General features: G+C 50.7%; 21 protein-coding genes. All 21 read right to left on the reverse strand.

Annotated elements, in window-relative coordinates:
• Positions 1-7: 7 nt before the first annotated feature.
• Entirely contained in the window at positions 8-724 is a 717-nt protein-coding gene (locus BLU78_RS11370) for a pirin family protein (RefSeq protein WP_026020799.1), read from the reverse strand.
• A gap of 51 nt (positions 725-775) precedes the next feature.
• Positions 776-2,884 carry a KamA family radical SAM protein gene (locus tag BLU78_RS11375; protein ID WP_010264927.1) on the reverse strand — a complete coding sequence of 703 codons (2,109 nt, stop codon included), beginning with the start codon at positions 2,882-2,884 and terminating at the stop codon, positions 776-778.
• 270 nt (positions 2,885-3,154) lie between these two features.
• A complete protein-coding gene (locus BLU78_RS11380) occupies positions 3,155-3,745 on the reverse strand; it encodes a sugar transferase (RefSeq protein WP_010264929.1) in 591 nt (196 codons plus the stop codon).
• A 9-nt stretch (positions 3,746-3,754) separates the two neighbouring features.
• Positions 3,755-4,954 (reverse strand): DegT/DnrJ/EryC1/StrS family aminotransferase, encoded by a 1,200-nt coding sequence (locus tag BLU78_RS11385; RefSeq protein ID WP_010264931.1) that lies wholly within the window; start codon positions 4,952-4,954, stop codon positions 3,755-3,757.
• Positions 4,951-5,955, reverse strand: a complete 1,005-nt coding sequence (locus BLU78_RS11390) for a glycosyltransferase family 2 protein (RefSeq protein ID WP_010264932.1) — start codon at positions 5,953-5,955, stop codon at positions 4,951-4,953. Before BLU78_RS11390 ends, BLU78_RS11385 begins: the two co-directional genes overlap by 4 nt.
• A complete protein-coding gene (locus tag BLU78_RS11395; protein WP_010264934.1) occupies positions 5,952-7,100 on the reverse strand; it encodes an SDR family NAD(P)-dependent oxidoreductase in 1,149 nt (382 codons plus the stop codon). The genes BLU78_RS11390 and BLU78_RS11395 overlap by 4 nt, the downstream gene beginning before the upstream one ends.
• A gap of 1 nt (position 7,101) precedes the next feature.
• Positions 7,102-8,310, reverse strand: a complete 1,209-nt coding sequence (locus BLU78_RS11400; protein WP_010264937.1) for a CDP-glycerol--poly(glycerophosphate) glycerophosphotransferase — start codon at positions 8,308-8,310, stop codon at positions 7,102-7,104.
• A complete protein-coding gene (locus BLU78_RS11405) occupies positions 8,310-9,404 on the reverse strand; it encodes a glycosyltransferase (protein WP_010264939.1) in 1,095 nt (364 codons plus the stop codon). The genes BLU78_RS11400 and BLU78_RS11405 overlap by 1 nt, the downstream gene beginning before the upstream one ends.
• Positions 9,404-10,555: a non-hydrolyzing UDP-N-acetylglucosamine 2-epimerase gene (wecB, locus tag BLU78_RS11410; RefSeq protein ID WP_010264942.1), complete on the reverse strand. Its 1,152-nt coding sequence runs from the start codon at positions 10,553-10,555 to the stop codon at positions 9,404-9,406. Before wecB ends, BLU78_RS11405 begins: the two co-directional genes overlap by 1 nt.
• 1 nt (position 10,556) lies before the next feature.
• On the reverse strand, positions 10,557-11,507 hold the full coding sequence (locus tag BLU78_RS11415; RefSeq protein ID WP_143029396.1) for a capsular polysaccharide synthesis protein: 951 nt from the start codon (positions 11,505-11,507) through the stop codon (positions 10,557-10,559).
• A gap of 20 nt (positions 11,508-11,527) precedes the next feature.
• Positions 11,528-12,085, reverse strand: coding sequence for an LbetaH domain-containing protein (locus BLU78_RS11420; RefSeq protein WP_229096451.1), 558 nt, complete (start codon positions 12,083-12,085; stop codon positions 11,528-11,530).
• Between the two features lie 29 nt (positions 12,086-12,114).
• Positions 12,115-13,131: an NAD-dependent epimerase/dehydratase family protein gene (locus tag BLU78_RS11425; RefSeq protein ID WP_010264949.1), complete on the reverse strand. Its 1,017-nt coding sequence runs from the start codon at positions 13,129-13,131 to the stop codon at positions 12,115-12,117.
• Positions 13,128-14,306 carry a glycosyltransferase family 4 protein gene (locus tag BLU78_RS11430; protein ID WP_026020800.1) on the reverse strand — a complete coding sequence of 393 codons (1,179 nt, stop codon included), beginning with the start codon at positions 14,304-14,306 and terminating at the stop codon, positions 13,128-13,130. Before BLU78_RS11430 ends, BLU78_RS11425 begins: the two co-directional genes overlap by 4 nt.
• A 13-nt stretch (positions 14,307-14,319) precedes the next feature.
• Positions 14,320-15,537: an O-antigen ligase family protein gene (locus BLU78_RS11435; RefSeq protein WP_010264957.1), complete on the reverse strand. Its 1,218-nt coding sequence runs from the start codon at positions 15,535-15,537 to the stop codon at positions 14,320-14,322.
• A 5-nt stretch (positions 15,538-15,542) separates the two neighbouring features.
• On the reverse strand, positions 15,543-16,427 hold the full coding sequence (locus BLU78_RS11440; protein ID WP_010264961.1) for a glycosyltransferase family 2 protein: 885 nt from the start codon (positions 16,425-16,427) through the stop codon (positions 15,543-15,545).
• Complete coding sequence (gene glf, locus BLU78_RS11445; RefSeq protein WP_010264964.1) at positions 16,424-17,536, reverse strand: UDP-galactopyranose mutase; 1,113 nt, start codon at positions 17,534-17,536, stop codon at positions 16,424-16,426. Before glf ends, BLU78_RS11440 begins: the two co-directional genes overlap by 4 nt.
• Positions 17,537-17,611: 75 nt before the next feature.
• Positions 17,612-18,247 carry a CatB-related O-acetyltransferase gene (locus BLU78_RS14305; protein WP_010264967.1) on the reverse strand — a complete coding sequence of 212 codons (636 nt, stop codon included), beginning with the start codon at positions 18,245-18,247 and terminating at the stop codon, positions 17,612-17,614.
• The gene (locus BLU78_RS11455; protein WP_010264969.1) at positions 18,244-19,269 is read right to left on the reverse strand and encodes a glycosyltransferase family 2 protein; all 1,026 of its coding nucleotides are present in this window, start codon (positions 19,267-19,269) and stop codon (positions 18,244-18,246) included. The genes BLU78_RS14305 and BLU78_RS11455 overlap by 4 nt, the downstream gene beginning before the upstream one ends.
• A 6-nt stretch (positions 19,270-19,275) precedes the next feature.
• Positions 19,276-20,820, reverse strand: a complete 1,545-nt coding sequence (locus BLU78_RS11460) for a lipopolysaccharide biosynthesis protein (RefSeq protein WP_010264971.1) — start codon at positions 20,818-20,820, stop codon at positions 19,276-19,278.
• Between the two features lie 24 nt (positions 20,821-20,844).
• A complete protein-coding gene (locus BLU78_RS11465; RefSeq protein WP_010264973.1) occupies positions 20,845-22,155 on the reverse strand; it encodes a UDP-glucose dehydrogenase family protein in 1,311 nt (436 codons plus the stop codon).
• A gap of 20 nt (positions 22,156-22,175) precedes the next feature.
• On the reverse strand, positions 22,176-24,122 hold the full coding sequence (locus tag BLU78_RS11470; RefSeq protein ID WP_010264974.1) for a polysaccharide biosynthesis protein: 1,947 nt from the start codon (positions 24,120-24,122) through the stop codon (positions 22,176-22,178).
• Between the last annotated feature and the right edge of the window lie 155 nt (positions 24,123-24,277).

The following is a 24,277-nucleotide window of genomic DNA, read 5'->3' on the forward strand; positions in this document are numbered from 1 at the left end:
AAACGGTTCAGACCTCCATCGGGACCTCAATAATCAGCAACTTGGCATCTTCGGAGGCTTTGATCCGAAAATCGTCAGCATCCTCTATACCCATGCCGTCGCGGGGTCCGAGCTCTTCGCCCGCCACCTCGGCGCGTCCCTCGACCACGAAGACATAGGCTCCGTTGCCGTGGAGATTCATCCGGTACTCCGTCTCATGCCCGGCGTCGAGGCCCAGCGTATAGAACCACGCCTGCTGGTGAATCCACCCGACGTGCTCGCCGCCGTGGCCCTCGGGGCCCACGATCAGCCGCAGTTCGTTACGCTTCCCGGGCAGCAGCTCGACCTGGTTGTAACGGGGCGTATGGTTGTCGGCATCGGTGAGCACCCAGATTTGCAGGAACTTCACCGGCTCCTCGCGGCTGGCGTTCATCTCGCTGTGCGTGATGCCCGTGCCGGCGCTCATCACCTGGATTTCGCCCGGTTCGAGCACCTTCATATGCCCCATGCTGTCGCCGTGCTTCAGCGCGCCCGAGAGCACGATCGAAACAATCTCCATGTTGTCGTGGGGATGCGTCCCGAACCCCTCGCCCGGAGCCACCGTATCATCGTTCAGCACCCTCAGGGCGCCGAAATGAACGCGCGCGGGGTCGTAATATCCGGCGAAACTGAAAGTATGGTGTGTCTGGAGCCAGCCGTGATCGGCGTACCCGCGGGTCCCGGCTCTGTGAATCGTCTTTTTCATCATTGCATTCGTTTAATAATCATTATATAACAAACGCAAAATCAGTGCCGTTTATTGTATCTGCCCCAGCTCCAGGTTGCTCACCCGGTCGGTCACGCCGAACCCGAAACCGGGGTATTCGTAGAGTCCGAAACGGGGTTCCGTCTCGCCCCGGGTATAGGCCCAGATCGAAGCGTAATCCTCGGGGTCCTCGCCCATTTTGCCGAGCTGGCGCAGGTAAGCGGCCACCGACTTGTTCTCGACGATGAATATCTCGCCCATGCGGTCGATGATCGGACTGTGACGGCGCGTGCGGTCGTGGTCGAAGCGCAGAATGCGGCGCCCCTCGGGGGTGAGACCCACCAGCCGGAAGGTCATGCTCTTGCCGATGGCCGGCAGGTTCAGCACGCTGCGGTCCGTGGCGAGGAACGGCAGGCGGTATTTGCGCATGAAACGCCGGAGCTTGGCCGCCGTATCGCGTCCGTCGGCCAGCAGCGCGTCGAGTTCCGAAGCCTGTTCCGCCGTAAGGCGTCCGTAAATCTTCTCCTCGTGCTGCTCCTGCATCGAGCGGCTGTTGGGCGTGAAGACCGCGCGGTTCTCCTCGAAACCTTTGACCGAGAAGGTGTAATAGCACACCACGCCCAGCGAATTGAGCACCTGCCGCAGACGTGCGGTGTGTCCGCGGCGCGAGGCAGCCACGGTGTAGACCAACTGGTTGGTGATAAGCCATCCCGCCGAAAGAATCTTCCGGATAGCCTCCTCGGCTTCGGGCGTCACTTCGAGCGGCGTCTGGAAATGGGTCTGGATGATGAACTGCTTCACGCCGACGGCCGACGCCTTCTCACGAAATTCGCGCAGGATTTCCACCAGCCCGTCGTTCACACGCATCGGCAGGTAGGCCAACAGGCGCGATCCGAGACGCACGCGCTGCAATTCGGCGTATTTCTCCCCGTCGGGACGCCCGGCATTGGCCTTCCGCTTGCGGCAGGCCATGCGGTAAACCGCCTCGAGGATATTTTGCAGGGTCTTGTTCTGGCTCATCAGCGCGTCACCGCCCGTGATGAGGATGTCGCGCAACTGGGTGTCCTCTTCGAAATAGTTCATCAGCCGACGCAGCTTGCGCTCCCACGACTCTTTGGGACGCAGCGCCTCGAATTCGAAATTGAGGCGTTCGCTCTGGAAATCGTACATCCGCTGGCACGAAGCGCACAGGCCGCCGCAGGCGCGGCCCATCGTGTCGGGGATCAGGATCGCCACCTCCGGATAGCGGCGGTGGATGTTGTGTCCGTCGGGCAGCAGCCACCCGGCAGCATTGGGCTTGCCCGCCTCGACGACATCCTCGCGCTCCCAGGCGCGAATCTGCCCGTAAGTCTCGACCAGTTGCGGCGAATAGAGGATGTAACTGCGGATGGCTGCATCGTCGTAGCCGTCGCCCGTGACATCGAGCAGCGAAAGGTAATAGGGCGTGGCGAAGAAGGGCATCCCTTTCTTGCGGGCCTTCGAGAGCAGGTACATCGTCTCCGACGACAGCGACCCGGCCAGAAAGCGGTTCAGCTCCGAAGGACTTTTCACGGCCATGGCCAGCTGGAAGCGGAAATCGTCCCACCACGCGGCCACCTGCCGGTATTTTTCGTCGTAAGTCATCCCCTCGGCGAACAGATAGCGCGACGGGGTTTTCGACTTGCGGTTCTCGATCTTCTGCACCAGCAGGTGCAGCATCCGCTCGCGGTTGTCGGCGCGGATGGCCCGCACCTCCTCGTCCTGCCCCGAAAGCCAGCGCTCGGTGCGGTTGCGCACGCGCTGCGGCGAAGGCAGCGGGATTTCCGCCCCGTCGAGCAGGCGGAACAGATGGAACAGATCGACAAACAGGTCGGAAGGCATCTCGGAATTTGCGAGCCGTCCGGTAAGGAACTGCCACAACAGCGTCAAGGTCTGTACTTCCAATTGACAGTCCGTGGATAATTCATGGACTTCTTGTCCGTCGTAACCGATCAACAGTCGAATCTGCTCCGCAGCTTCGCTCTCCGCAGCGGCATGCCGGTCCACGAACTCCCCGAGGCGCATGCGAAACTCCGCACCGTCGCTGCTGGCGTCGGCGAGGGCTGCAAGGCCGGGTAACTCCTGGCGATAGAGCAGTCCGAGCTGGGAAAGGGTCAGTGCAAGCATTTTCTTTTGCTTCATACGCATTTTTTATTTAAGTTATTCGAGATAGGCGCAAAATTGCATATTCACACCGGAGCGTCACGGCCGGATTGCATTTTGCGGGAACAATATAGTAAAAATTTTTAATATATTCAAACATATTACAGCAAATCTTCTGCATTTGAATAAAATCATGCCAGTCTTTCCGAAACAAGAACGATCCGACCGTACCTCTTTTCTGCAAAATAAAAGCCGCAACTTCCGGAAGTTGCGGCCCTCAGCGACATGCGGTATCCAAGGCGGATAAAATCACTTCGACACGACAGCCTTAAAAGTCTGACAGATCAATTTAAAATCTCCCCGGAACGAGTGGTTCGCCACATATTCCAGATTTATCCGCAACTTGTCCTGCATGATCACATCGACATAATACCGTTCCGGATCATCGACCTGCTCCAACAATTCATTCTCATTGCGGTAACGGATCGATGCCAGGTCCGTTATGCCGGGACGGACATCGAGCACATGCATCTGTTCGGGGCTATACAGATCGACATATTTGCGGACCTCCGGCCGGGGCCCTACCAGGCTCATATCCCCGACAAAAACATTGATGAGCTGCGGAAGCTCATCCAGTTTGTACCGACGAATATAATATCCCGACCGGGTCACCCGCGGATCGTGTCCCCCGATCGTTATCAGCCCCTTTTTGTCAGAACCGACCCGCATCGAACGGAATTTGTACAGCCTGAAATCCCCGTTATTGCGTCCGACACGCACCTGACGGTAAAAGACCGGTCCTTTGGAATCGCATTTGATCCAAACGGCCAGGACAAGAAATAACGGGCTTAAGACAAGCAGTCCCAAACCGCTCGCCACAAGATCGAAAAAACGTTTCAACGGAATGGATTATTTCGAAATGATATCGACGAAATTGGAGATGACATATTCAATATCGTCGTCGGTAAGACGCGTATGCAGCGGAAGCGTCATTTCGTTGCGGTATTGGTCATAGGCATTCGGATAATCCGCAATATCGAACCCCAGAGCCTTGTAGGCCGTCATCATCGGAAGCGGTTTGTAATGGACGTTGCAGGCGATTCCCCGCTCCGCCATTTTGACAATGACATCGTTCCGCTCGGCGACATCCCGTCCCGACAAACGCACCATATAGAGGTGTCCGCTCGAAGCGTGATCCGCCCCATAATGGTCGAGCGTCTGAACCGGGCAGTTTTTCAGCGCTTCGTCATAGCGGTCGATCAGCTCGCGGCGACGGCGCAGCATTTCCGGATAACGCTTCAACTGCGCAAGGCCGATCCCGGCCATGATATCCGTCATGTTGCATTTGAAATTCGGAGCGACGATATCATACTCCCAGGCGCCGAGCTGCGTTTTGGCCAGAGCGTCCTTGCTCTGTCCGTGAAGCGACAGTAATTGGAATTGCCTATAAAGCCATTCATTATCGACACCGGGAATCGGACGCCACGTAAGCGCCCCGCCTTCAGCCGTCGTGAGGTTCTTCACGGCATGGAACGAAAACGAGGTGAAATCGGCAATCTCCCCGCACATCCGTCCACGCCGCTGCGCCCCAAAAGCATGGGCGGCATCGGATAAAACGACAACCCGTCCGAATGCCTGCTGAAGATCATTCGCAGAACAGAAAAGGTGTTTTTTACCTTCAACAGCCGCATAAATCCGGTCATAATCACAGACGATCCCGCCAAGATCCACCGGCACGACGACTTTCGTGCGCTCTGTAATGGCATCGGCAAGTTTATCGTAGTCCATTTCAAAAGAACCGGGGGCCGTATCGACCAATACGACTTTTGCGCCGACATGGCACGTCACGCTGGCCGTAGCAGTATAAGTGTAAGCGGAAGTAATGACCTCATCCCCGGGGCCGACCCCCAGTACGCGGAGAATCAGCTCCATGCACGCCGTCGCAGAGTTCAGGCACACGGACTTTTCCGTCTGGCAGCACATCGAAATCAGGTTTTCAAACTCTTTGGTGCGGGGGCCCGTCGTAATCCAGCCCGAACGCAGAGCCTCGGCAACTTCGGCAATCTCCGCCTCCGTCATATCGGGAGGCGAAAAGGAGATATGTTTCATATATTAAATTCCTTTTTATTAATAATCAATCCCTTCATTGTTCCAAAACCATATGCCACATGTACGGCAGGAAGTAACAGCAATAAGGCCGGGAACGCTTTCCATTGACGTTCCTTACGGCAGACAAATACGGATGAAACCAGACATGAGAGAAAATAGATGCCGAGTAATACGAGTAATACGATCCAGGCCGGATGCCATAGCGCACCTATCACAATCCCTCCCAAGATGCCACCAACAAACACCAGCGGCACCAAATGCCGTACCCCCACCAGCCGGCCCGGCATTTTCACCAATTTGGCGACAGACTTTCCGTTCGCAAACATCTGTTTGACACTGGTCATTAACGTCGGCCTGGCATAATAGGCCGACCGGATCGCCGGATCGAAATAGATTTTATATCCCCTACGCCGGATTCTCGCATTATACTCATTGTCCTCACCTCGCGCCAACCGCTCATCCATCCCTCCTACCGCCTCAATGACCTCACGGCGAAAAGCGCCGAAAGGGACAGTATCCACCTCTCCGGGAACAGCTCCAACCCGGAATGCAGCTCCGCCGATTCCCATACGCATTTTATTGAGCAAGGCGTTGGCAACGGCAAAAGGAGTATTTCGAGAGGGTAAAATCAAGCAACGCCCTCCCACATTCCCGGAACAGGCATCTGAGAGTAGTCTGGACACGCATAATCCGATATAATCCGGATAATAATATGCATGCGCGTCAAGCCGGATAATAATAGGAGCCGAGGACTCTTTCACCCCGATATTGAAAGCTGCCGCCTGGATTTTCAACGGATTATCCAACATCCGGAGATTGTCGTGCATTCGGGCGATTTCGGCTACAATACATTTTGTCCTGTCAGAGCTTCCGCCGTCGACAACCATAATATCCATCATATCAGATGGGTATACCTGATCAAACACCGACTGAAGACATTTTTCAATAAACCGCTCCTCGTTCAGCGTCGGTATGACAATGGCAACCGGAGATGTAATCATAGTTTCGTAATTGCTCCCCTCAACTGTGTACTGCTGGTTCCTTCCGTATAGGGAAAATAGACGATCTTTACCCCTTTATCCGCAAAATAACGTTCGTAGGCTTCGAAACGCTCCGTTCCTTTATAATCTGATCCGACGAACAAATAGTCGTAACGAACAATCCCGGTTTTGTAAACGTCGGAGTCTTCCGGCAACGACTCGATCACCCGGTCGACGTAACTGATGCTGCGCACGATTTCCACCCGTTCCTCAAACGGAATGAAGGTATCTTTCCGCTTATGCGAAGCGTTCCGATGAACACCCACGACCAAATAATCACAATATTGACGGGCTCGTCTCAACAGATTGAGGTGCCCGATATGGAATAGGTCAAACGTACCGCTCAGATAGCCTGTCTTCACCTGGGAGCGGCCCGACATACGTCCGCTTTTATACTTATAGTCATAACTTTCAACCCCGAAACGATGGGGATCTTCCTGATAACGCTGCAAAACTCCCTGGTAGACCTCATCGTATTGTGGAATAAACAAAGTTTCGCGCCCAAACATATGACACAGAATTTCATCGGCCAGCCGGGCTGTCTGTCCCAAATCATTCGCCCCTCCGTTAAAACGGGTTCCCCCGATCGATCCGGGCGAGATATCCAGAATCCGGTTAGCCGAACCTTGCTGTTCCAACTCGATATTGACGTTTTCGACAAAACGACAAAGCGCAGATTTGGATGCTCCGTACACAGAAAAAAGCGGAGATGAAAGATGCCCGGCAATACTTCCGATCACGGCACAATAGAATTTCGGTTGGGCAATAATTCGGTCATAAAAACAACGCACGATTCGAATCCCTGCCAAAGCATTGACCGTAAACCCGTTCACCACCTCAGCCTCCGTCAGCTCCCCGAATGGACATACGCGGCCGAATCCGGCCGTTACAATCAATGTATCGACATCGTCAAACCGTTCGAAAACAGAATAATCTTTCCCGAGCAGATTAAAATGGACATATTCGATCCGCCCATCCTGCCGTAAGACAGGGTCGGGCGCTTCTTTATCGACAATATATATTTTTTCGTACCGATGTTCGAGTAATCGGACGGCCAAGGCCATGCCTATTCCGTTGCTTCCTCCCACTATAAGCGCTCTCGACATATCATGCTCGTTTTCTAAGTTCGGATTTGATGATTTCCACCGTTCTATGCGATGCGTCACCATACGTATCGATGAATTTATCGCGGAAACGAACTGTTTCCGCAATATTCTCGGAATAATCAAGACTCGTCAGCGCATTCAGCAGTTCTTGTTCCGTGGTGACAATCCCGCCCGGGATTTCAGTCCTGAGATCGAAATACATGCCCCGGGTATCACGGTATTTCTCGTAATCGTAAGCGAAACACAGCATCGGCTTCTCCTGAATGGCGTAATCAAAAAAAATACTGGAATAATCTGAAATCAGAAGATCGGAAGCCAGTATTAGATCATTAAGACGGGGGTAATCGGAAACATCGTGTACGAAATCCGAGGCTCCCGACACATTCAGGATTCGGGCAACCTCGTAATGAGCCCGGAATAACACCAGATACTCACCGCCCAGAGACGCTTCCCACTTCGCAAAATCGATTGGCGGAGCCAATGTTATATTCAAATGCTTATCCCGGTCGAATTCCCGGAAAGTGGGTGCGTACAGGATTACTTTTTTGTTTTCGGGCAAGCCGAGCTTTTTACGGCAAGTCCGATAAGTCTCGTCAGAACGGTCAGACAGTCCATCGTTTCGCGGCAACCCCACGACGGCATACTTATCCCGGTCTATCCCAAAGGCCCGGGAGAATATGTCTGCCTCATATTTACCCTGAGCCAGCATGACGTTTTCCTTATAGCGGGAACGAATCTCATAGCATTCCTTTTTGTTCAGTGCATCCTGCCCGATTTTTTTAATCGGAGTACCATGCCAGGTATTGAGCAAAAAAGTCGATCGGGGCTTAAAACTCAGGCCCCGTTCTACCCCCGAATTCGTCACCCAACAACCGGCTCTGAGTGCTTGCACATAATAAGCGAAAGAGTCTATTCTCACTTTCTCCGCCCCCGGGACATCCTGCTGCGAAGGTTTCTCGAAAGCCCACACAAAATGCAATCCGCTACACTCATCGTCCCGTAACATCCACTCGTATACGGCCCGAGGGCTGTCATCGTATTTCTTCCCTCCGAAACAGACAAACAACACCAGATCATTACGCGGGACAATGAAGAGTCTCAACAGTCTGACTGCGGCCGAGCCGAAATAAAAATAGAGACCGTATAAAAACCGGGAGCTTTTTATTCGATTTTTCAGCTTTGTCCTCCACATGCCATTGTATATGCGCATTATCCGATCAGTGATTTCAGCTTTTGGAAAAACTGTTGGTTATTATTGATGGACTCAGATTTGGGAATAGCCTTACAAGCCTCTTTTTTCTCTTTTATCACGTCGGCGGTCAATGACGAAACCAGAGAAACGACCGATTTGTCATCCAGGGCATCTACACTGAATCCCACATTAAGAGACTGCACCCGATCTGCCAGAAATGTGTCCCGGCTAACAATAATAGGAGTTTCGTAAAAAATAGCCTCGTACAATTTATTGGGCTCTGCAAACCGCGGATTTTCATATTCGGTATCATAGGTCGCCAACACCAGATCAATCCCTGCATAGATATCAGGAAGGTCGTTGGGATTGATAAACCGTCCATGAAACTTAACATTCGGAGATTGCTCCAACAACCCGATCTGCTGCTCAGTCCAAGAACTGACCACTCCGAAAAAATGAAACTCATACGTCGGGAACTCCCGGGCAAAAACACGGACGAAGTTATAAACAGCCTTAGCCCGAATCATTCCCACGAATCCAATCCTCAGCGTATCTGAAACTGTTTTACGCAAAGGGTGCGTTTTATGGGCCTCAAAACACCAGGGATTGAGTTTATTGGGAATAATGGTCACATTCGGGGGAACGACATCGCCAAAATGATAGATCCGGAAACCATCGGAAGTCAACACAGTCTCTACCGATCGTTTTATAATTCGCCGGTCATACCATTTCAATGGCAACGAAATAAATTTCGTTTTGAAATACGCATTCAGCAGATCACATTCTTCATAAATATACCGGTTCCGAATGAACATCCTGGCCATGAGAGCTATATCCAAACCGAAATAATAAAACAGTTCGTCACGGGAATGTCTGCCGGCAATGGATCGCATCGCTTTGAACATGACCGGCACCCGCGAAAGATAGTTGCGCTCTGAGGTGAAAGTTCCAACAACCTCTATCGGAAAACGATTCCCGGTCGGCACCGAGATATTGGAACGATTAAAACCGTAAACCTTGACCGTATAATCCTGATCGAGGAACTCATCGATCCGTTTGAGCGCATGAGTATCTTGCACCGCACTCAGTATGAACACCACGCTTTTTCCCATTAATCGATCATCTTTGCTATGATTCTTTCACAAGCATGTCCATCTCCGTATGGATTGACAGCATGGCTCATCGCCTCGTAATAGGCTGTATCGTCGAGCAGGCGCGACACCTGTTCGACGATCCGGTCGTGATCCGATCCGACCAACCGGACCGTTCCGGCTTCCAGAGCTTCCGGCCGCTCCGTGGTATCGCGCATTACCAGGACAGGCTTACCCAACGCCGGCGCTTCTTCCTGTATTCCGCCGCTATCGGTCAGGATAATACCGCTTCGTTCCATCAGACAAACGAAATCGAGGTATTGCAGCGGTTCCGTAAAAAACATATTCGGCAATCCGCTTTCCGTCCCGAACACCTCTCGTACGGCTCCTCTCACATTGGGATTCAGATGCATGGGATATATAAAATCGACACCGGCATACGCAAGGGCTAAATCCTTGATCGCCGTACACATCTGAATGAACCCGTCGCCGAAATTCTCCCTCCGGTGTCCCGTGATAAGCACTGATTTGCGATTACCATCCAGCCTTCCAAGGTCGTACCCTGCACGCAGCAAGTTATGCCGGATTCCGGTTTGAAGCGCAGTATCCCCTTTGATTCTGGATACGACCAAATGCAAGGCATCTATCACCGTATTGCCGGTGACCACAATGCGATCGGCCTCAACCCCCTCCCGGATAAGATTGCTACGACTCAGAGGAGTCGGAGCGAAATGGAGTGAAGCAATGCGCCCGGTCAACTGCCTGTTCATCTCTTCCGGCCAGGGACTATATATATTCCCGGTTCTCAGTCCGGCTTCGACATGCGCCACAGGAATCTGCCGGTAATAAGCCGCTAAAGCCGATGCCATAGAAGTGGTCGTATCACCGTGAACGAACACGACATCGGGCTTTGCCTGATCCAACACGGCACGCATGCCTGTCAAGACCCTTGCGGTAATATCAAAAAGATCCTGCCCGGGTTTCATGATATTCAAATCATAATCAGGTACGATCTCGAATATATCCAAAACCTGATCAAGCATCTCCCGGTGCTGCCCCGTCACGCATACCGTCGTTTCGAAATCCGATTTCCGGGATTGGAATGCCTTTACCAAAGGAGCCATCTTGATCGCCTCCGGCCGGGTTCCGAACACCAACATTATCTTCTTCATATTACATTGATTTTGTGCCGAAAGAACGATTGTACTCTGCCAATACATGAAGCAATCGTTCCGCGTTTTTATTACGATTGAATTTATAGGTAAGTTTAAAAAAAAGACCGTCTTCAAGCATAAGCCTGATTTGTGCCGGATCAAAAGGTTGCATTAATGCAGGCTGAAGGTCGTGGACACATCTATTGTTCAGAGGAACGGCATCAATCTCGTTCCTGACTGCCAGGCTGTTTCGGTAAGCGAATTCGATCAGATAATCAAACAGAAAATAATCCAGCACCCCATCTTCCCGGTCCCAATAGGCCTCATACATGCGGGATAGAAAGGTCATAAGAACCGACCCTTGGGAAGCAAGGAGAAAAGTCGTCCACCGGCCATTGGAAACGTTATACCGGGATTTACCGTCCCGGATGGAATAAAAAGGCTTTGCAAAAATATCTTGCGGAATGCTTCCGGAGACGAATACCGTAGCGTCAATCCAAAGCCCGCCGTAACGCGCAAGCAAATTGACCCGAATCACATCGCAGAAGTGTGCCGTTGAAATTTGCCCCTGATTATACTTTTCAACGATATGAGCGGGAATTGAAATATAATTTCCATAGTTTTCCCGGGAAATCAAACCGATTTCACACCCTCCTGCATGAAGACGTATACTGTCCAGGCACAATTTGACAAGCGATGGTGCCGCATCATATCCCTGCCACCAACAACACCATATTTTACAGGCCGTTACAACCTGAACTCTTTCCCGAGGTTTTTTTAATTCCAAGACTACATCCCCATATTTTTTTCCAAGATAACGCAATACGATCCGGTGACAGATCCCGTTCATCCACCGGCCCGGCAAATAAAGCCGGTATCGCTGAGCCGCGATGAAGAATATCCTTGCAAAAGCATATCCTAACCCCAACTGCGGTTTATAGCTCTCTTTCCAAACCCTGCGTAAACCCAAAATCAGTCCTCAGTTCAAAATTATTCTTCCAGATCAAGCCCGTTAAGACGCCACCAAACAGGGAAATCACTCTTTACGACAACGGCCGGCGTTCCCGCCAGCACGGCATTTTCTTCCCGACAATCTCTGTTCACGGTGGCATTCGCTCCGATAGTTACGTTATCGGCGATTCGTATATCCCCGAAAATAACCACACTGGGGCCGATATAGACATTGTCTCCGATCTGGGCCGCCATCTTCGAACCCCGGCTGGCTCCGATATTCACACAGGCATGCAGACGGCAGTTTTTCCCGATTCGAGCGGCACTGTTTACGACAATTGTCCCATAATGGACAATGGACAAACCCGGACCGAACGTATTGATCGGAATTGAAAAGCCCAGTTTCAGCGACAGTTTCCGATACCTGACCCGATACCAAAGCAACATCGGATTACGCTTGCCGCCACAATTAGTCAAATATTCGCAACGGCGCATAAGCCGCTCGAATTTCCATATCGGGTCCGGCAACAACCATTGCTTCAATTTTCCGGTCCATCCCTCCTGCCTGATCCCTAATGCAATTCTATCCTGTTTCAAATAGAACTGATATTCCTCGTATGACCGAATCATAAAACCAAGTCCTTATGAGTCACATACCAATCCACGAACTTCGGGATACCCTCTTCCAGTGAGGTTGCCGAGCGGCTTCCGAACGTTTTCTTAAAACGGGTCATATCCGCATAAGTCTGATAGACATCGCCTTTCTGCATGGGAAACATCTCCTTGCAAGCCTGTTTTCCAAGGGCAGTTTCCAGCACGCCGATAAAATCCGTCAGCGAAACCGGATGCCCGCACCCAATATTATAAATCGCAGCCGGCTCTTGCGCATCAGGTCCCTTGTCGATTACAGATAACACATTCGTGATAATATCGTCGATATAGGTAAAATCCCGCGACAGGTTTCCGTTATTAAAAACCTTAATCGGATTGCCTGACAGAATCGCTTTGGCAAAGAGCATCGGGGCCATATCCGGCCGTCCCCAAGGGCCATAAACCGTGAAGAACCGCAGTCCCGTTGTCGGAAGATGATACAAGGAGCTATAAACAGCGGCCATAAGCTCACCGGCCCTCTTTGTCGCCGCATAAAGCGACACGGGATAATCGACCCGGTCCTCTTCTGAAAAAGGAACCTTGTCATTCCTCCCATATACGGAACTCGAAGAGGCATAAATCAAATGACCAATCCGAGCCTGTCGACAGCATTCAAGCAAGTTAACAAACCCCACAACATTGCTGTCCACATAAGTATGAGGATTTTCCAGCGAATAGCGAACTCCGGCCTGAGCGGCAAGATTGATCACAATATCCGGTTTTTCCGTACTGAATAATTTCTCAACAGCAATGCGGTTTTCCAATTCCAAAACATAAAATCTATAAGCGGGATATTTCACACTCGGCACCGCCTCGCCCGGAATAATCCTATTCCGTTCAATTCCCGTTTCACGGAGCCTTGCGTATTTTAGCTCTACATCATAATAGCTGTTGAGATTATCCAGTCCGATTACCTGGTCTCCGCGATCAAGCAGACGTTTGGCCAGATAAAAACCGATAAATCCAGCACTGCCGGTAACCAATATTTTCATTTTACGGGTTGATTTATACATTCTTTTATAAAACCGATGATCTGCTCAGCACGCCTTTCCAGCGTATATTGGCGGGCATGTTCCAACGCGGCTTCAGCCATTTTCCGCCTCCGCTGCGGATCATCCTTCAATGTACGGATTGCTTCTGCTATTTGCCTTATGTCCATCGGGTCGATCAGAATGGAAAACGAAGAATCCAATACATCGTAATTGAAAGGCAAGTCGGAAGATATGATCGGCAGTCCACACGCCATAGCCTCGATATTGGCATTGCAGCACCCTTCGTGAAGGGTCGGCATAACGAACACATCGGCGCAATTCAAATAATCCGCGATCCGGTCGTGAGGAACGCATCCCTTGAACAAAATACCCTTACACTCCGGGTCACAGGCATCGCTCCCCATGGTTTTTCCGATAAATAAGGATTTGACCGACGAATCGTCAAGCAGGGATATGGCTTCGGCTATCCGTCGGGTGCCTTTGCGATGTATAAATCCTCCGACAAATGCGACGATGAAATCACCGGCATCGAATCCGAATTGTCTCCTCATCTGCAACTTATTTTTCCGATAAAAACGAGACGGATCGATTGCATTGGGGATAACCCTGCATTTTTCCTTGACTGTTAAGCCCGTCGACACGCTCTCCTGCAGATTCTTGGTCGACACGCATATAACCCCACTGACGTATTCACTAAATCGGGATAGGGTTTCAGGGCGGAAACTGTCGAAAATGGTCAGTTCCGCCTCACCACAGGCGACAAACAGCGGAATCCGGAACTTCCGGGCCGAACGATAGACCGCAAAAGCACAATCCCAAAAATGACCGTAACATACGTCCGGCTTTTGTTTCATCGCTCTAAACGCCCGGCTTACAGCCGCAGAAAAACGTCGTGCATTCCACTCCTTACCCAACCATTTGAACTCCCCCACACTAAAAAATCGCGGGCGATATACATCAATCCCATTCCCTGCTTCGGTATATTCCGTTCGAAAATACGGATCCAGTCCCTCCCTGCGAATAATACATTTCGTGATGCTTTGAGGGGCAATGACCGTCACTTTCCATCCGTAATCAGCCAATGATCGGCAAAGCTGTTCGACAAAAGTGTATTGGGGTATTTTCTTATTGGGAAAACCGTTTGCAACTACGCAGATATGAAATTGTTTTTCCATATACCGAAATCGCTTAACTCTTTGCAACATTGATTTTTTCAAGAAGACCGGCTTTGAGAGCCAACGCGAAAAACAACCAGCACATCACACTCCCGTTGACAATATTCTCGTTATGAGTCAACCCGATCAACATATAAATACCGAACCCCGAGGCATATATCACAGAGTACGATATTACTTTTTTCCGGTTTAAAATAATGCGGGCCCCCGCATATAACATTTTAAAATAGAGGACAATTATTACGAGTCCACCGAACAGCCCGGCATTGATTAGCGCACTAAACAAAACATTATGAGGAACGACCGGACAATCGACAGCGCCACCCAAAAAGAAATGATCCTGAATATATTCCACAGACTCCTGATAAATATATGCCCGGCCCGACAAATTGGTCATGTCATCAAATCGCCCTAATTTATCCGGATCAAACCAATCTCCGTCCAAAGCATAATATACGACCAATCCCCCTATCAGCAGGAGAAGCCACCGGGGACCAAACTTCAAGATCAAAAAAACGGAAGCAAGCAGGAACAAGGCGAACGCGGCTCTTTGCTGAGTCATAAAACAGGCTGCTCCAATGATCAAATAACCGATCAGGGCGAGTATTTTCCCTTTTACTTTCGTTTTGGATGAAAAAGCATAATACAACGGCAGCACCCCTGCAGCCCCCAACAGATAGGCATTGTAAACAACCGAATCCATAATACCGAAAGTAATACTCTGCCCTAACAGGTCATCCGGGTGATGGGTCTCATAAAAGTCCGACAATATCTGGATGGAATAACTCGTATCGGTTGAAAAAAACTGCCCTATCTCAAGTCCGATCGGATTACCGATATATTGCAAATAAGTCACGATGGAATCCACCATGCAGATAACGATCAAAAGAGAAGTCACTCGCTTCAGCATCTTCATATCGCCGACGTAAACATCGACAGCTACGAAAACGATGATCGGGACCAAATGGTAGGCCAGATAACGCTTGGCAATTCCTTCTACCCAAAGATCCCCATTCAGAATTTGGGCAATGAACATGATGGCTAAAAACGCGACATACCATCCAATAAAACGATAGGGCAGGGTAAGTCTTTGACACTTTTCGAAAACAGCATAAAAGCACGAAACCATCAATATGATTGCCCCATAGACCCGCAGTGTCGTAAATCCGAACTGATAGGACCCGAACAGCAACACAAAAACCAGACAGATGAAAAATAAGAGCGATTTCATTTCATCTACAAATTGAACGTCTTACCGTAGCGTCCTCGGCGGCCGTCGCAGCATCCCCGCCAAACAGCAGATACCGCCATGTGCCGGACAGCAGGCTCTATTTTCAGTGACCGGTAAAAATGAATTGTCGTCAACAATATGTTCAACCAATGTTTCAACATGATTCGGGTCGAGTAGCCTTTTTTATGGAAGAACCGTTTGTAATATTCTTCCCCGAGGTAGAAATTCCGTGACGTATAGTATAGATACATCGGGCTGATTTTTTTCTCGCCGGACAGAGAGGCACGTACCAGACGCGCCCCCCGAATCAATAAGACCGGAGTATGAAAATGCGCCGCAAACCCATAAACGGTATCGTCTCCAGCAATAAAAAAACGGGGATCAGGATACCCGATTTTTTCCACGACGGACCGATGAATACACATTCCTTCGAAGCACCCGGTCTGTACCGGACAACATTCTTTCTCCAGCTCGACTTTCTCCAACAGGTGAAAATTGGGATATTTCCCGGCATAGCCCCACTCGACGGGCACCAAATCCCGATGATACCTCGCAGGCTGAAGACATCCGGACTTATCTTTATACTTCAGCAGGATTTCCAAGCAATCCTCCTGCGGAAACACGTCGTCGTCCATCATCCATATCCAATCGGCTCCCTGCTCGAAACAATACTTCACTCCCGCATGAAATCCGCCCGCTCCGCCTAAATTTTCCTGAGTGATTACATGCAGATCATGCTGCTGTGCCAACCACGCATCCGTACCATCGGTGGACGCATTATTCACCACAACCAGACAATCTATCCTGTAAGTTTGCCGACGCAAACTCCCGATTGTTTTTTTCAGCAGTTCCAGCCGGTTATAGGTCACAACAAAGGCAAATACCTTCATAATTCCCGTTTTGACAGATCGAGCGCCTTACGTACAATCTGATGCATGTCATAATATTTGTATTCGGCCAAACGCCCTCCGAAAAGGGTGTTGGAATCGGCATCAGCCAACATCTTGTATTTTTCGTACATCGCTTCATTGCGCACGTCGTTGATCGGATAATAGGGCTCATCTCCGTCCCGGTATTCGGAAGGGTATTCCCGCGTAATAACCGTTCGAGACTCCGGACCACTCCCATCGAAATGGCGGTGCTCGATAATCCGGGTATAGGGGATGGCAGCATCCGTATAATTGACGACTGCGTTTCCCTGATAATTTCCGCATTCCAGAACCTCCGTCTCGAAACGGAGCGTTCGGTATTCAAGCCGCCCGAAGCAATAGTCAAAATAGCGATCGACAGAGCCCGTATACAGGATTTTGTCCGCGAGTGCCTCCAGACGAGACCTGTGTTCGAAAAAGTCCATTCCCAAACGGACCTCGATTCCGTCCAGCAGCCCGTCGATCAGCACATTATATCCTCCGATGGGAATTCCCTGGTAGCGGTCGTTGAAATAATTGTTGTCGAACGTGAAGCGAAGCGGCAAACGCTTGATGATAAAGGCCGGAAGTTCCGTACAGGGCCGGCCCCATTGTTTCTCGGTATATCCTTTGATGAATGCTTCGTAAATGTCCCGCCCTACCAAAGAAAGGGCCTGTTCTTCCAGATTGCGAGGCTCGGCGACAGCCGCCGCACGGCGCTGTTCCTCGATTCGGACACAAGCCTGCTGGGGTGTCGTCACCCCCCATAGGGAGTAAAACGTATTCATATTGAAGGGCAGGTTATAAAGCTTACCCCGGTAATATGCCAGCGGACTGTTGGTATAGCGGTTGAATTCGGCAAAACGGTTCACAAAATCCCAGACTTCCTTATCCGAGGTATGAAAAATGTGTGCGCCGTAACTATGTACGTTTATTCCGGCGATCCGATCGCAATACAAATTTCCCCCGCGCGTATCGCGCCTCTCCACGACCAGAACCTTTTTCCCGGCCGCCTTCATCCGACAAGCGAATACGGCTCCGAAAAGCCCGGCGCCGACGATCAGATAGTCATACGGTCCTTTTTTACCCATTCCTTACGTTTGAAAAATAGTTCACCACACTTGCCGGATTCCCCGCGACAACGGAATAATCCGGAACATGGCTGTTCATGAATGCTTTAAATGAAGTTGAATAAAAGCATCGATATCTTCGGATTGCAGCATCGGAATATTCTCTTCGATTTTGGCCGGGTCCCAATCCCACCAGGCGATTCGTTGCAAAGCCCGAACCTGCTCTTCCGAAAAACGAGAACGGATTACCCGGGCCGGGACACCACCCACGATCGCATAGTCCGGCACATCCCGGGTCACAACCGCACCGGCACATACGACAGCCCCATTCCCGATCGTCACACCACTCAGGATAGTGACCCCATAAGCGATCCACACATCGTTACCGATCACCACCGGGCCTCGGGTCGCCGGCATACCCGACGAATAAGCAGGCTTTTTACTGAATCTTTCAGAAAGCGGGTATGTCGAAATCCGTTCAGGAGGATGAATACCGTCCATCATCACGGTAAGATCGCCAGCAATCGAACAGAATTTCCCGATCCGGAGCGAATTACCTTGCGTCCTGCAGGATTTGTAAAACGTTGCCGTATCGATCCCGTATCCCTCTCCTTGACCGTATCCCAACACAATATCACCGACGGCGATACGCTCCTCGATCAACGATTTACCATAAGCTTTCAAACACTTGTCGAGTATACGCCCTATACTCCGCATCAGTTTCCGCTTCATTTCCCAGAAATAATATGCTTGTATCCTGCCAGCGCAAAATTGAACAAAACCCATTTCTCATACAATCCGGCAGGGTGCCGCAGGCACCAAAGCGCAAACCGGGTGGGCCGGTCGCGATACAACAATGTCAAAGTATTCGCTTCCCGGGGAAATACCCGATAAATCGCATTGATCTTGTCCCTTTTATCTGGTACGTTACTCCGGATTATCTGAATTATGCTCGTTATTCCAAGTTTTGCAGCCAATGCACGTCCATATGGTTGTTTGTCTTCCGGCAAGGAATCCGCATAACGCAGGCAGTCAAAATAATTGTCGTAAAATGCATCCACCAATGAATCCGGAAACCGAGACCGGTTATATCCATTGGTAATGCTGCCGTCCCTGAGACAATAATAATAACGGGCACCGGGAACATAGACTGCGGCAGTCCCATGTACGGCCGTTTGCAGACACCAGAAGTGATCCTCTCCGATCCGATGGATATTCCGAATATGATGTTCGATTAAAAAAGAGCGCCGGTACACAGTATTGGTTTCCGAGCCAAGAATGCCCTTTATCCGGGCAATGTATAAATTCCCTCTTCCGGAATATAATACCGGAAGATCAGTTTTCACCTCCCCGGACACAATCTGACCTTGCGGGTCTTCGAGCAGAAAAATTCCGGTGGCAAAATCCGCATGATATTTCTCCGCCGCACAATACAATTGTTCGATACAATCGGGAGCAATGTAATCGTCGCCATCCAGAAAATAGACGTATTCGCCTTTCGCAAGGTCAATTCCCGTGTTTCTGGCCTCTCCAAGCCCTCCGTTACGAGCCTGACGGATAACCCGTATCTTACTCCCGGCAGGATGTCGTTGCTGCAAACTTCGGACAATGTCCATACTACCATCGCTTCCGCAGTCGTCGATCACCAGGCATTCGCACTCCGTCATGGTCTGATCCAATACACTGAGAATCGCCCTTTCGATATAAGGTTCGACGTTATAGACCGGAATTATTACCGAAATCAAAGGAGTCATTGCAAGCTATCTGTTCAAAATATACCGCACCCTGCTGAAAAAATCACGCATACCCCGGTTCGTCATTGCCAGAACCGCAGCGAGCAACCCTCCGAAAAACAAAGCAGCCAATAACGAATAACCGACAAAGGATAACCCGGAAGAAGAAGCCTGCAGCGGGACTTTCGACAGCAGCAGTACCGTCAAGCCCCATACGATCGCCATGGCTGCAATATGTTTAGCATACATTCCGACATAAATCGACACCGAAGCTTTGAATCCGCGCGAAAACAAAAAATAAGGTTTCCATAGAAATACGATGACGAACAAACTCAGCAGAATTCCGCACAAAATCCCGGGCAGTCCCCAGAAATATCCCAACAGCACCGAGCAGCCGATATTGAGAATCGTTTCAGACACCGGCGCCCAGATATCATGGAAAAGTCCGTATGCATTCAGACAGGAATCAACGACATTACGGGTCAGCGAGAGGTATAGAATCGCGGTCATCAGCCCTAATACCATATTACCGAGTTGATATTCGGTCCCGACCCACAGGGTAATAAATGAAGGCGTCAGGCTGTAAACACAAAAACAGGCCGTTGCAGAAATCAGGAAACGGATACTGAACAGTTCATGAAACACCTTCAGCACACGTTCCGGCTCGCATTGAGCAACCAGATTGCCAACACTGGCCATCATACTATTGAACATGGAACTGACCAAGACAGTAACTCCGGAAACAATCAGCATGTAATTGCCATACAAAGTTACCATCGACAGCGAAGCGTATGCATACAAAATAAGCGGAGAGGTCTGTGTCAGCACACTGGCTGCCAACTTATGGAAAAATACCTGTTTGACTTTGCGGGTGATATCCGGATAGCGTTTTCTCAACTCGTTGCCGCGGGACAATTCAGTACGCAGTTGCGGATACTCTTTTTTTATTACCAAATTGAGAACAAAGGCCGCTCCGAAATCAAAAACCAGCTGCAAGATCAGCCACCAGACATAGCCGTTATTCAAGAAAGATACGGCGCCGATCTGGGCCACGGTTCTCAGGAGCAGTATCGCCCTATAACTATATGTTATTTTATACTCTTTCTGATCTGCGGTCAGTATGATCTGTTTATAGGTGATGAAATAACTCAGCAAAGAACTCATCAACAGCACTCCGAAAGCACCGTAAGGATACCATGCCGGGAGTTCGGCTTTGGCGAAAATCCAGGGGAAAAAGCACATCAGCAGAACTCCCCCGCCGCCTATCACAAAAGCAATGCGACGATAAAGCCACCCCTGCAAGGAAACTATATCACCGACCTGTTTCCAGTCTTTTCCGGCAAGCGGCTTATAGAGTGAGGATGCAATGGCTATACCGATTCCCAGTTCAGCCAGATTAAGCAATTGAAGCAGGTTGGTGGCAGTCGTATTGAGCCCTAATACCTCAGTCCCCAGGTTATCGATAAAAACCTTTCGGGAAACGAACCCCAGTGCTATATTGACAAAATAAAAGACCAGGGAGACCGTGCTGTTCTTTATACTTTTCGCTGTCCTGGAATCATTCGAAATCATACCCTTTCCTGCAATTCGCGCGGTTTACCCTATGCAGTAATATCCGAATCCATTAACCCACAACTCCTCCCGGTCGTATATGTTCCGCCCATCAAAAATCAACGGCTGTTTCATGATTTTACGCAAAGTCCTCCAGTCGGGCACCCGGAACTCCTTCCACTCCGTCACGAGCATCAGGACATCGGCATCCATCGCGGCATCGTACATATCCTTACAGTAAATTATCTTATCCCCGATTCGGCGTCGGCACTCGTCCATCGCGATCGGATCGTAGACTTTCACCGTGCAGCCGGCAGCAGCCAGTTTGTCGATCATCACCACCGCCGGGGCCTCCCTCATATCGTCCGTCTCGGGTTTGAACGCCAGGCCCCATAAAGCAACCGTCCGGCCTTTCAATTCTCCATGATAGTGTTTTTGCAGTTTTTCGAAGAGAATCTGCTTCTGTTTTTCGTTCACCTCATCCACAGCCTTCAGCACCTTCATTTCATAGCCGTTCTGTTCAGCTGTTTTGATCAGCGCCTTCACATCTTTCGGAAAGCACGAGCCGCCGTAACCGCAGCCGGCATAAAGAAACTTCTTGCCGATACGCGTATCCGATCCGATGCCCTTGCGGACCATGTTCACATCGGCCCCCACCGATTCGCACAAATTGGCGATATCGTTCATGAACGAAATGCGAGTCGCCAGCATCGAATTGGCGGCATACTTAATCATCTCCGCCGAAGGAATATCCGTAAAGATCATCCGCTCTCCGCTCAGCATAAAAGGCTTGTAAAGGCGCGACATGATTTTGCGGGCCCGTTCGCTTTCCGTACCGACCACGACCCGGTCCGGTGTCATAAAGTCCTTGATGGCCGCCCCCTCCTTCAGAAACTCCGGATTCGAAGCGACATCGAAATCGACCTCTTCACCACGCCGGATAAGTTCCTCCTGAATCGTGGCCTTGACTTTTTTTGCCGTTCCTACAGGGACCGTAGATTTCGTAACTAAGATCGTATACTTTTTAATATTCTGTCCGAAGGTCTTTGCTACGGCCAACACATATTTCAGGTCAGCCGAACCATCCTCATCTGGCGGAGTTCCCACAGCAGAAAACACGACCTCCACATTATTCAGGCATGTGGTAAGATCGGTTGTAAAATGCAGTCGTCCCGCCTTTACATTTCGCTTTACCATATCTTCCAACCCCGGCTCATAAATCGGAATCTCACCCTGGAGCAACCGGTTGATTTTATGCTGATCAATGTCGACACAAGTGACATCAATACCCATCTCGGCAAAGCAAGTTCCCGACACCAGTCCTACATAACCGGTACCGACAATGGCAATATTCATTTTTACAATATTATAGAATGCTAATTTTCAAAATCATATACCTCAAACCGGGAATTTTTGGATTTAAATTCCGGAACGGTCCTTTTCATCAGGCGAATCATGTCCGGGATGCTCACGGCACGCGAAAGCGCCTCCAGCTCCTCGGTAACCTCCCGGGCCTCTTCGTAGTCGTACTCCCGGACCTTAGCGATCCGGATACGGTCGTGCGTCGTCGGAAGCGTATTCTCCTTGTTCGACAATACCTCCTCATAGAGTTTTTCCCCGGGCCTCAACCCCGTGTATTCGATTTTGATATCCCGGTCCGGTTCGAAGCCCGCCAATTCGATCATCCGGCGTGCCAGGTGCGCGATCTTCACCGAAACGCCCATGTCGAACACGAAAATCTCATTGCCCCCGGACATCGTGGCCGCCTCCATCACCAGCCGGCATGCCTCCGGAATCGTCATGAAGAAACGCGTGATCTCCGGATGCGTAACCGTCACCGGACCGCCTTTGGCGATCTGCTCCCGGAAGCGGGGAATAACGCTTCCGTTCGAGCCCAGCACATTCCCGAAGCGCGTCGTCACGAATTTCGTCTTTCCCGGAATCTTGTTCTGTCCGACGGCCAGTCCCAACGACTGCACATAAATCTCCGCCAGACGCTTCGTGCAGCCCATCACGTTCGTCGGGTTCACGGCCTTGTCCGTCGAGATCATCACCATCTTTTCCACGTCGTACCCGATGCATTTGTCCGCCACGTTGCGCGTTCCCGCCACGTTCACCAACACCGCCTCGCATGGATTCTCTTCCATCAGCGGAACATGCTTGTAGGCCGCAGCGTGAAATACCACCTGCGGACGGTAGGTCCGGAACGCGAAGTCCAGGCGCCGCTCGATGCGAATATCCCCGATAACCGGCTCGAAATGCAGTTTCGGATAACGTTCCTCCAACTCCAGACGCAGGTTGTGCATCGGCGTCTCCCCATTGTCGAACAAAATCAGTTCTTTCACCCCGAACGTCGCCAACTGGCGGCACAATTCCGAGCCGATACTCCCTGCGGCGCCCGTCACGAGCACCGTCTTCCCCGCGAAATTCGCCTCGATCTCCGACATCGAAATCTCGATCTCGGGACGTCCCAGCAGGTCCTCGATTTTGATCTCGCGGATCGACTGCTTCATGATCTTACCGTCAATCACCTCGTCGATCGGCGGCACTATCAACACTTTGATCCCCTTCTCCGCACAATAATTTATCAGACGTTCCTGCTCATCCTGCGCATCGTCGTTCGTGGCGAACAGCACGGCATCGATGTCGAAGCGGTCCCGCAGATACTCCATGCTTTCGGCATTCTCGAAATAGTAGACCGGGCATTCGGCAACCGTATGATTCCGCAGACGCTTGCCATACGTCAGGAAACCAGCGACACGGTAGTGAGGCGAGTTCTGCAGCCGCGGAACCAACGACACCGACTTGTCGCCCGTACCGTAAACCAACACCCGGCGGCAGTTGTCGCGGCGCGTCTGCTTCAGTTTAATCAGGTCGTAAACCACGATCATACAGAGGCGAAGCCCCAGCAGCAGGAACAGCGTGACCAGAGCGTCCAGCAGAAAACCCAGCGAAATCGCCGCATAAGCCGGAGATGTCTTCGAGGTGAGGAGAAGGACGTAGAAGAACATCAGAACGTCCTTAGAAAGAACCGCAGCGCCGAGTTTCCATATCTCACGCAGTGTCGAATGGCGGATGATGCTCCGGAACGTCCGCAAAAGGACGAACGGAACGACGCTCAGCACACACGAACCGGCAAGCAGCCACAATCCGTACCAGAATGTGAAAACCGGATTCGGAAAAAGACCGCGTATCAGCAGGTACGCGATAAAGGTGGCAAAAACCGAAACACACGTGTCGATAACGAGGATCAGCCACGACGAAAAGTAGCGTGACGACAGGTACTTCTCAGCACCAAACCGTGACAGCAGGCGGTAAAACATCAGAGAGGCGTGTTATAGCTCCGGGCCGTCGGAGGGCGACCACCCGGAAACCGGTAAAAACCGCGCAATCCAAGGAAAATCCAGGACGGTCTTTACTGTTAGAAATTGCGAAGGCGGCCGCGGCCGGAACCCCGTTGCCTTCGTATTAAAATATC

The sequence above is a fragment of the Alistipes timonensis JC136 genome (genome assembly GCF_900107675.1).
In the GTDB taxonomy this organism is placed as follows: Bacteria; Bacteroidota; Bacteroidia; order Bacteroidales; family Rikenellaceae; genus Alistipes; species Alistipes timonensis.

Coding starts and splice junctions, on each gene's coding strand:
- BLU78_RS11430 (WP_026020800.1), bottom strand. CDS start 14,306: ATGGAAAAACAATTTCATATCTGCGTAGTTGCAAACGGTTTTCCCAAT.
- BLU78_RS11465 (WP_010264973.1), bottom strand. CDS start 22,155: ATGAATATTGCCATTGTCGGTACCGGTTATGTAGGACTGGTGTCGGGA.
- BLU78_RS11460 (WP_010264971.1), bottom strand. CDS start 20,820: ATGATTTCGAATGATTCCAGGACAGCGAAAAGTATAAAGAACAGCACG.
- BLU78_RS11395 (WP_010264934.1), bottom strand. CDS start 7,100: ATGTCGAGAGCGCTTATAGTGGGAGGAAGCAACGGAATAGGCATGGCC.
- BLU78_RS11370 (WP_026020799.1), bottom strand. CDS start 724: ATGAAAAAGACGATTCACAGAGCCGGGACCCGCGGGTACGCCGATCAC.
- BLU78_RS14305 (WP_010264967.1), bottom strand. CDS start 18,247: ATGAAGCGGAAACTGATGCGGAGTATAGGGCGTATACTCGACAAGTGT.
- BLU78_RS11405 (WP_010264939.1), bottom strand. CDS start 9,404: ATGGGAAAAAGCGTGGTGTTCATACTGAGTGCGGTGCAAGATACTCAT.
- BLU78_RS11435 (WP_010264957.1), bottom strand. CDS start 15,537: ATGAAATCGCTCTTATTTTTCATCTGTCTGGTTTTTGTGTTGCTGTTC.
- BLU78_RS11400 (WP_010264937.1), bottom strand. CDS start 8,310: ATGCGCATATACAATGGCATGTGGAGGACAAAGCTGAAAAATCGAATA.
- BLU78_RS11440 (WP_010264961.1), bottom strand. CDS start 16,427: ATGAAGGTATTTGCCTTTGTTGTGACCTATAACCGGCTGGAACTGCTG.
- BLU78_RS11385 (WP_010264931.1), bottom strand. CDS start 4,954: ATGAAACATATCTCCTTTTCGCCTCCCGATATGACGGAGGCGGAGATT.
- glf (WP_010264964.1), bottom strand. CDS start 17,536: ATGGGTAAAAAAGGACCGTATGACTATCTGATCGTCGGCGCCGGGCTT.
- BLU78_RS11425 (WP_010264949.1), bottom strand. CDS start 13,131: ATGAAAATATTGGTTACCGGCAGTGCTGGATTTATCGGTTTTTATCTG.
- BLU78_RS11375 (WP_010264927.1), bottom strand. CDS start 2,884: ATGAAGCAAAAGAAAATGCTTGCACTGACCCTTTCCCAGCTCGGACTG.
- BLU78_RS11455 (WP_010264969.1), bottom strand. CDS start 19,269: ATGACTCCTTTGATTTCGGTAATAATTCCGGTCTATAACGTCGAACCT.
- wecB (WP_010264942.1), bottom strand. CDS start 10,555: ATGAAGAAGATAATGTTGGTGTTCGGAACCCGGCCGGAGGCGATCAAG.
- BLU78_RS11470 (WP_010264974.1), bottom strand. CDS start 24,122: ATGTTTTACCGCCTGCTGTCACGGTTTGGTGCTGAGAAGTACCTGTCG.
- BLU78_RS11390 (WP_010264932.1), bottom strand. CDS start 5,955: ATGATTACATCTCCGGTTGCCATTGTCATACCGACGCTGAACGAGGAG.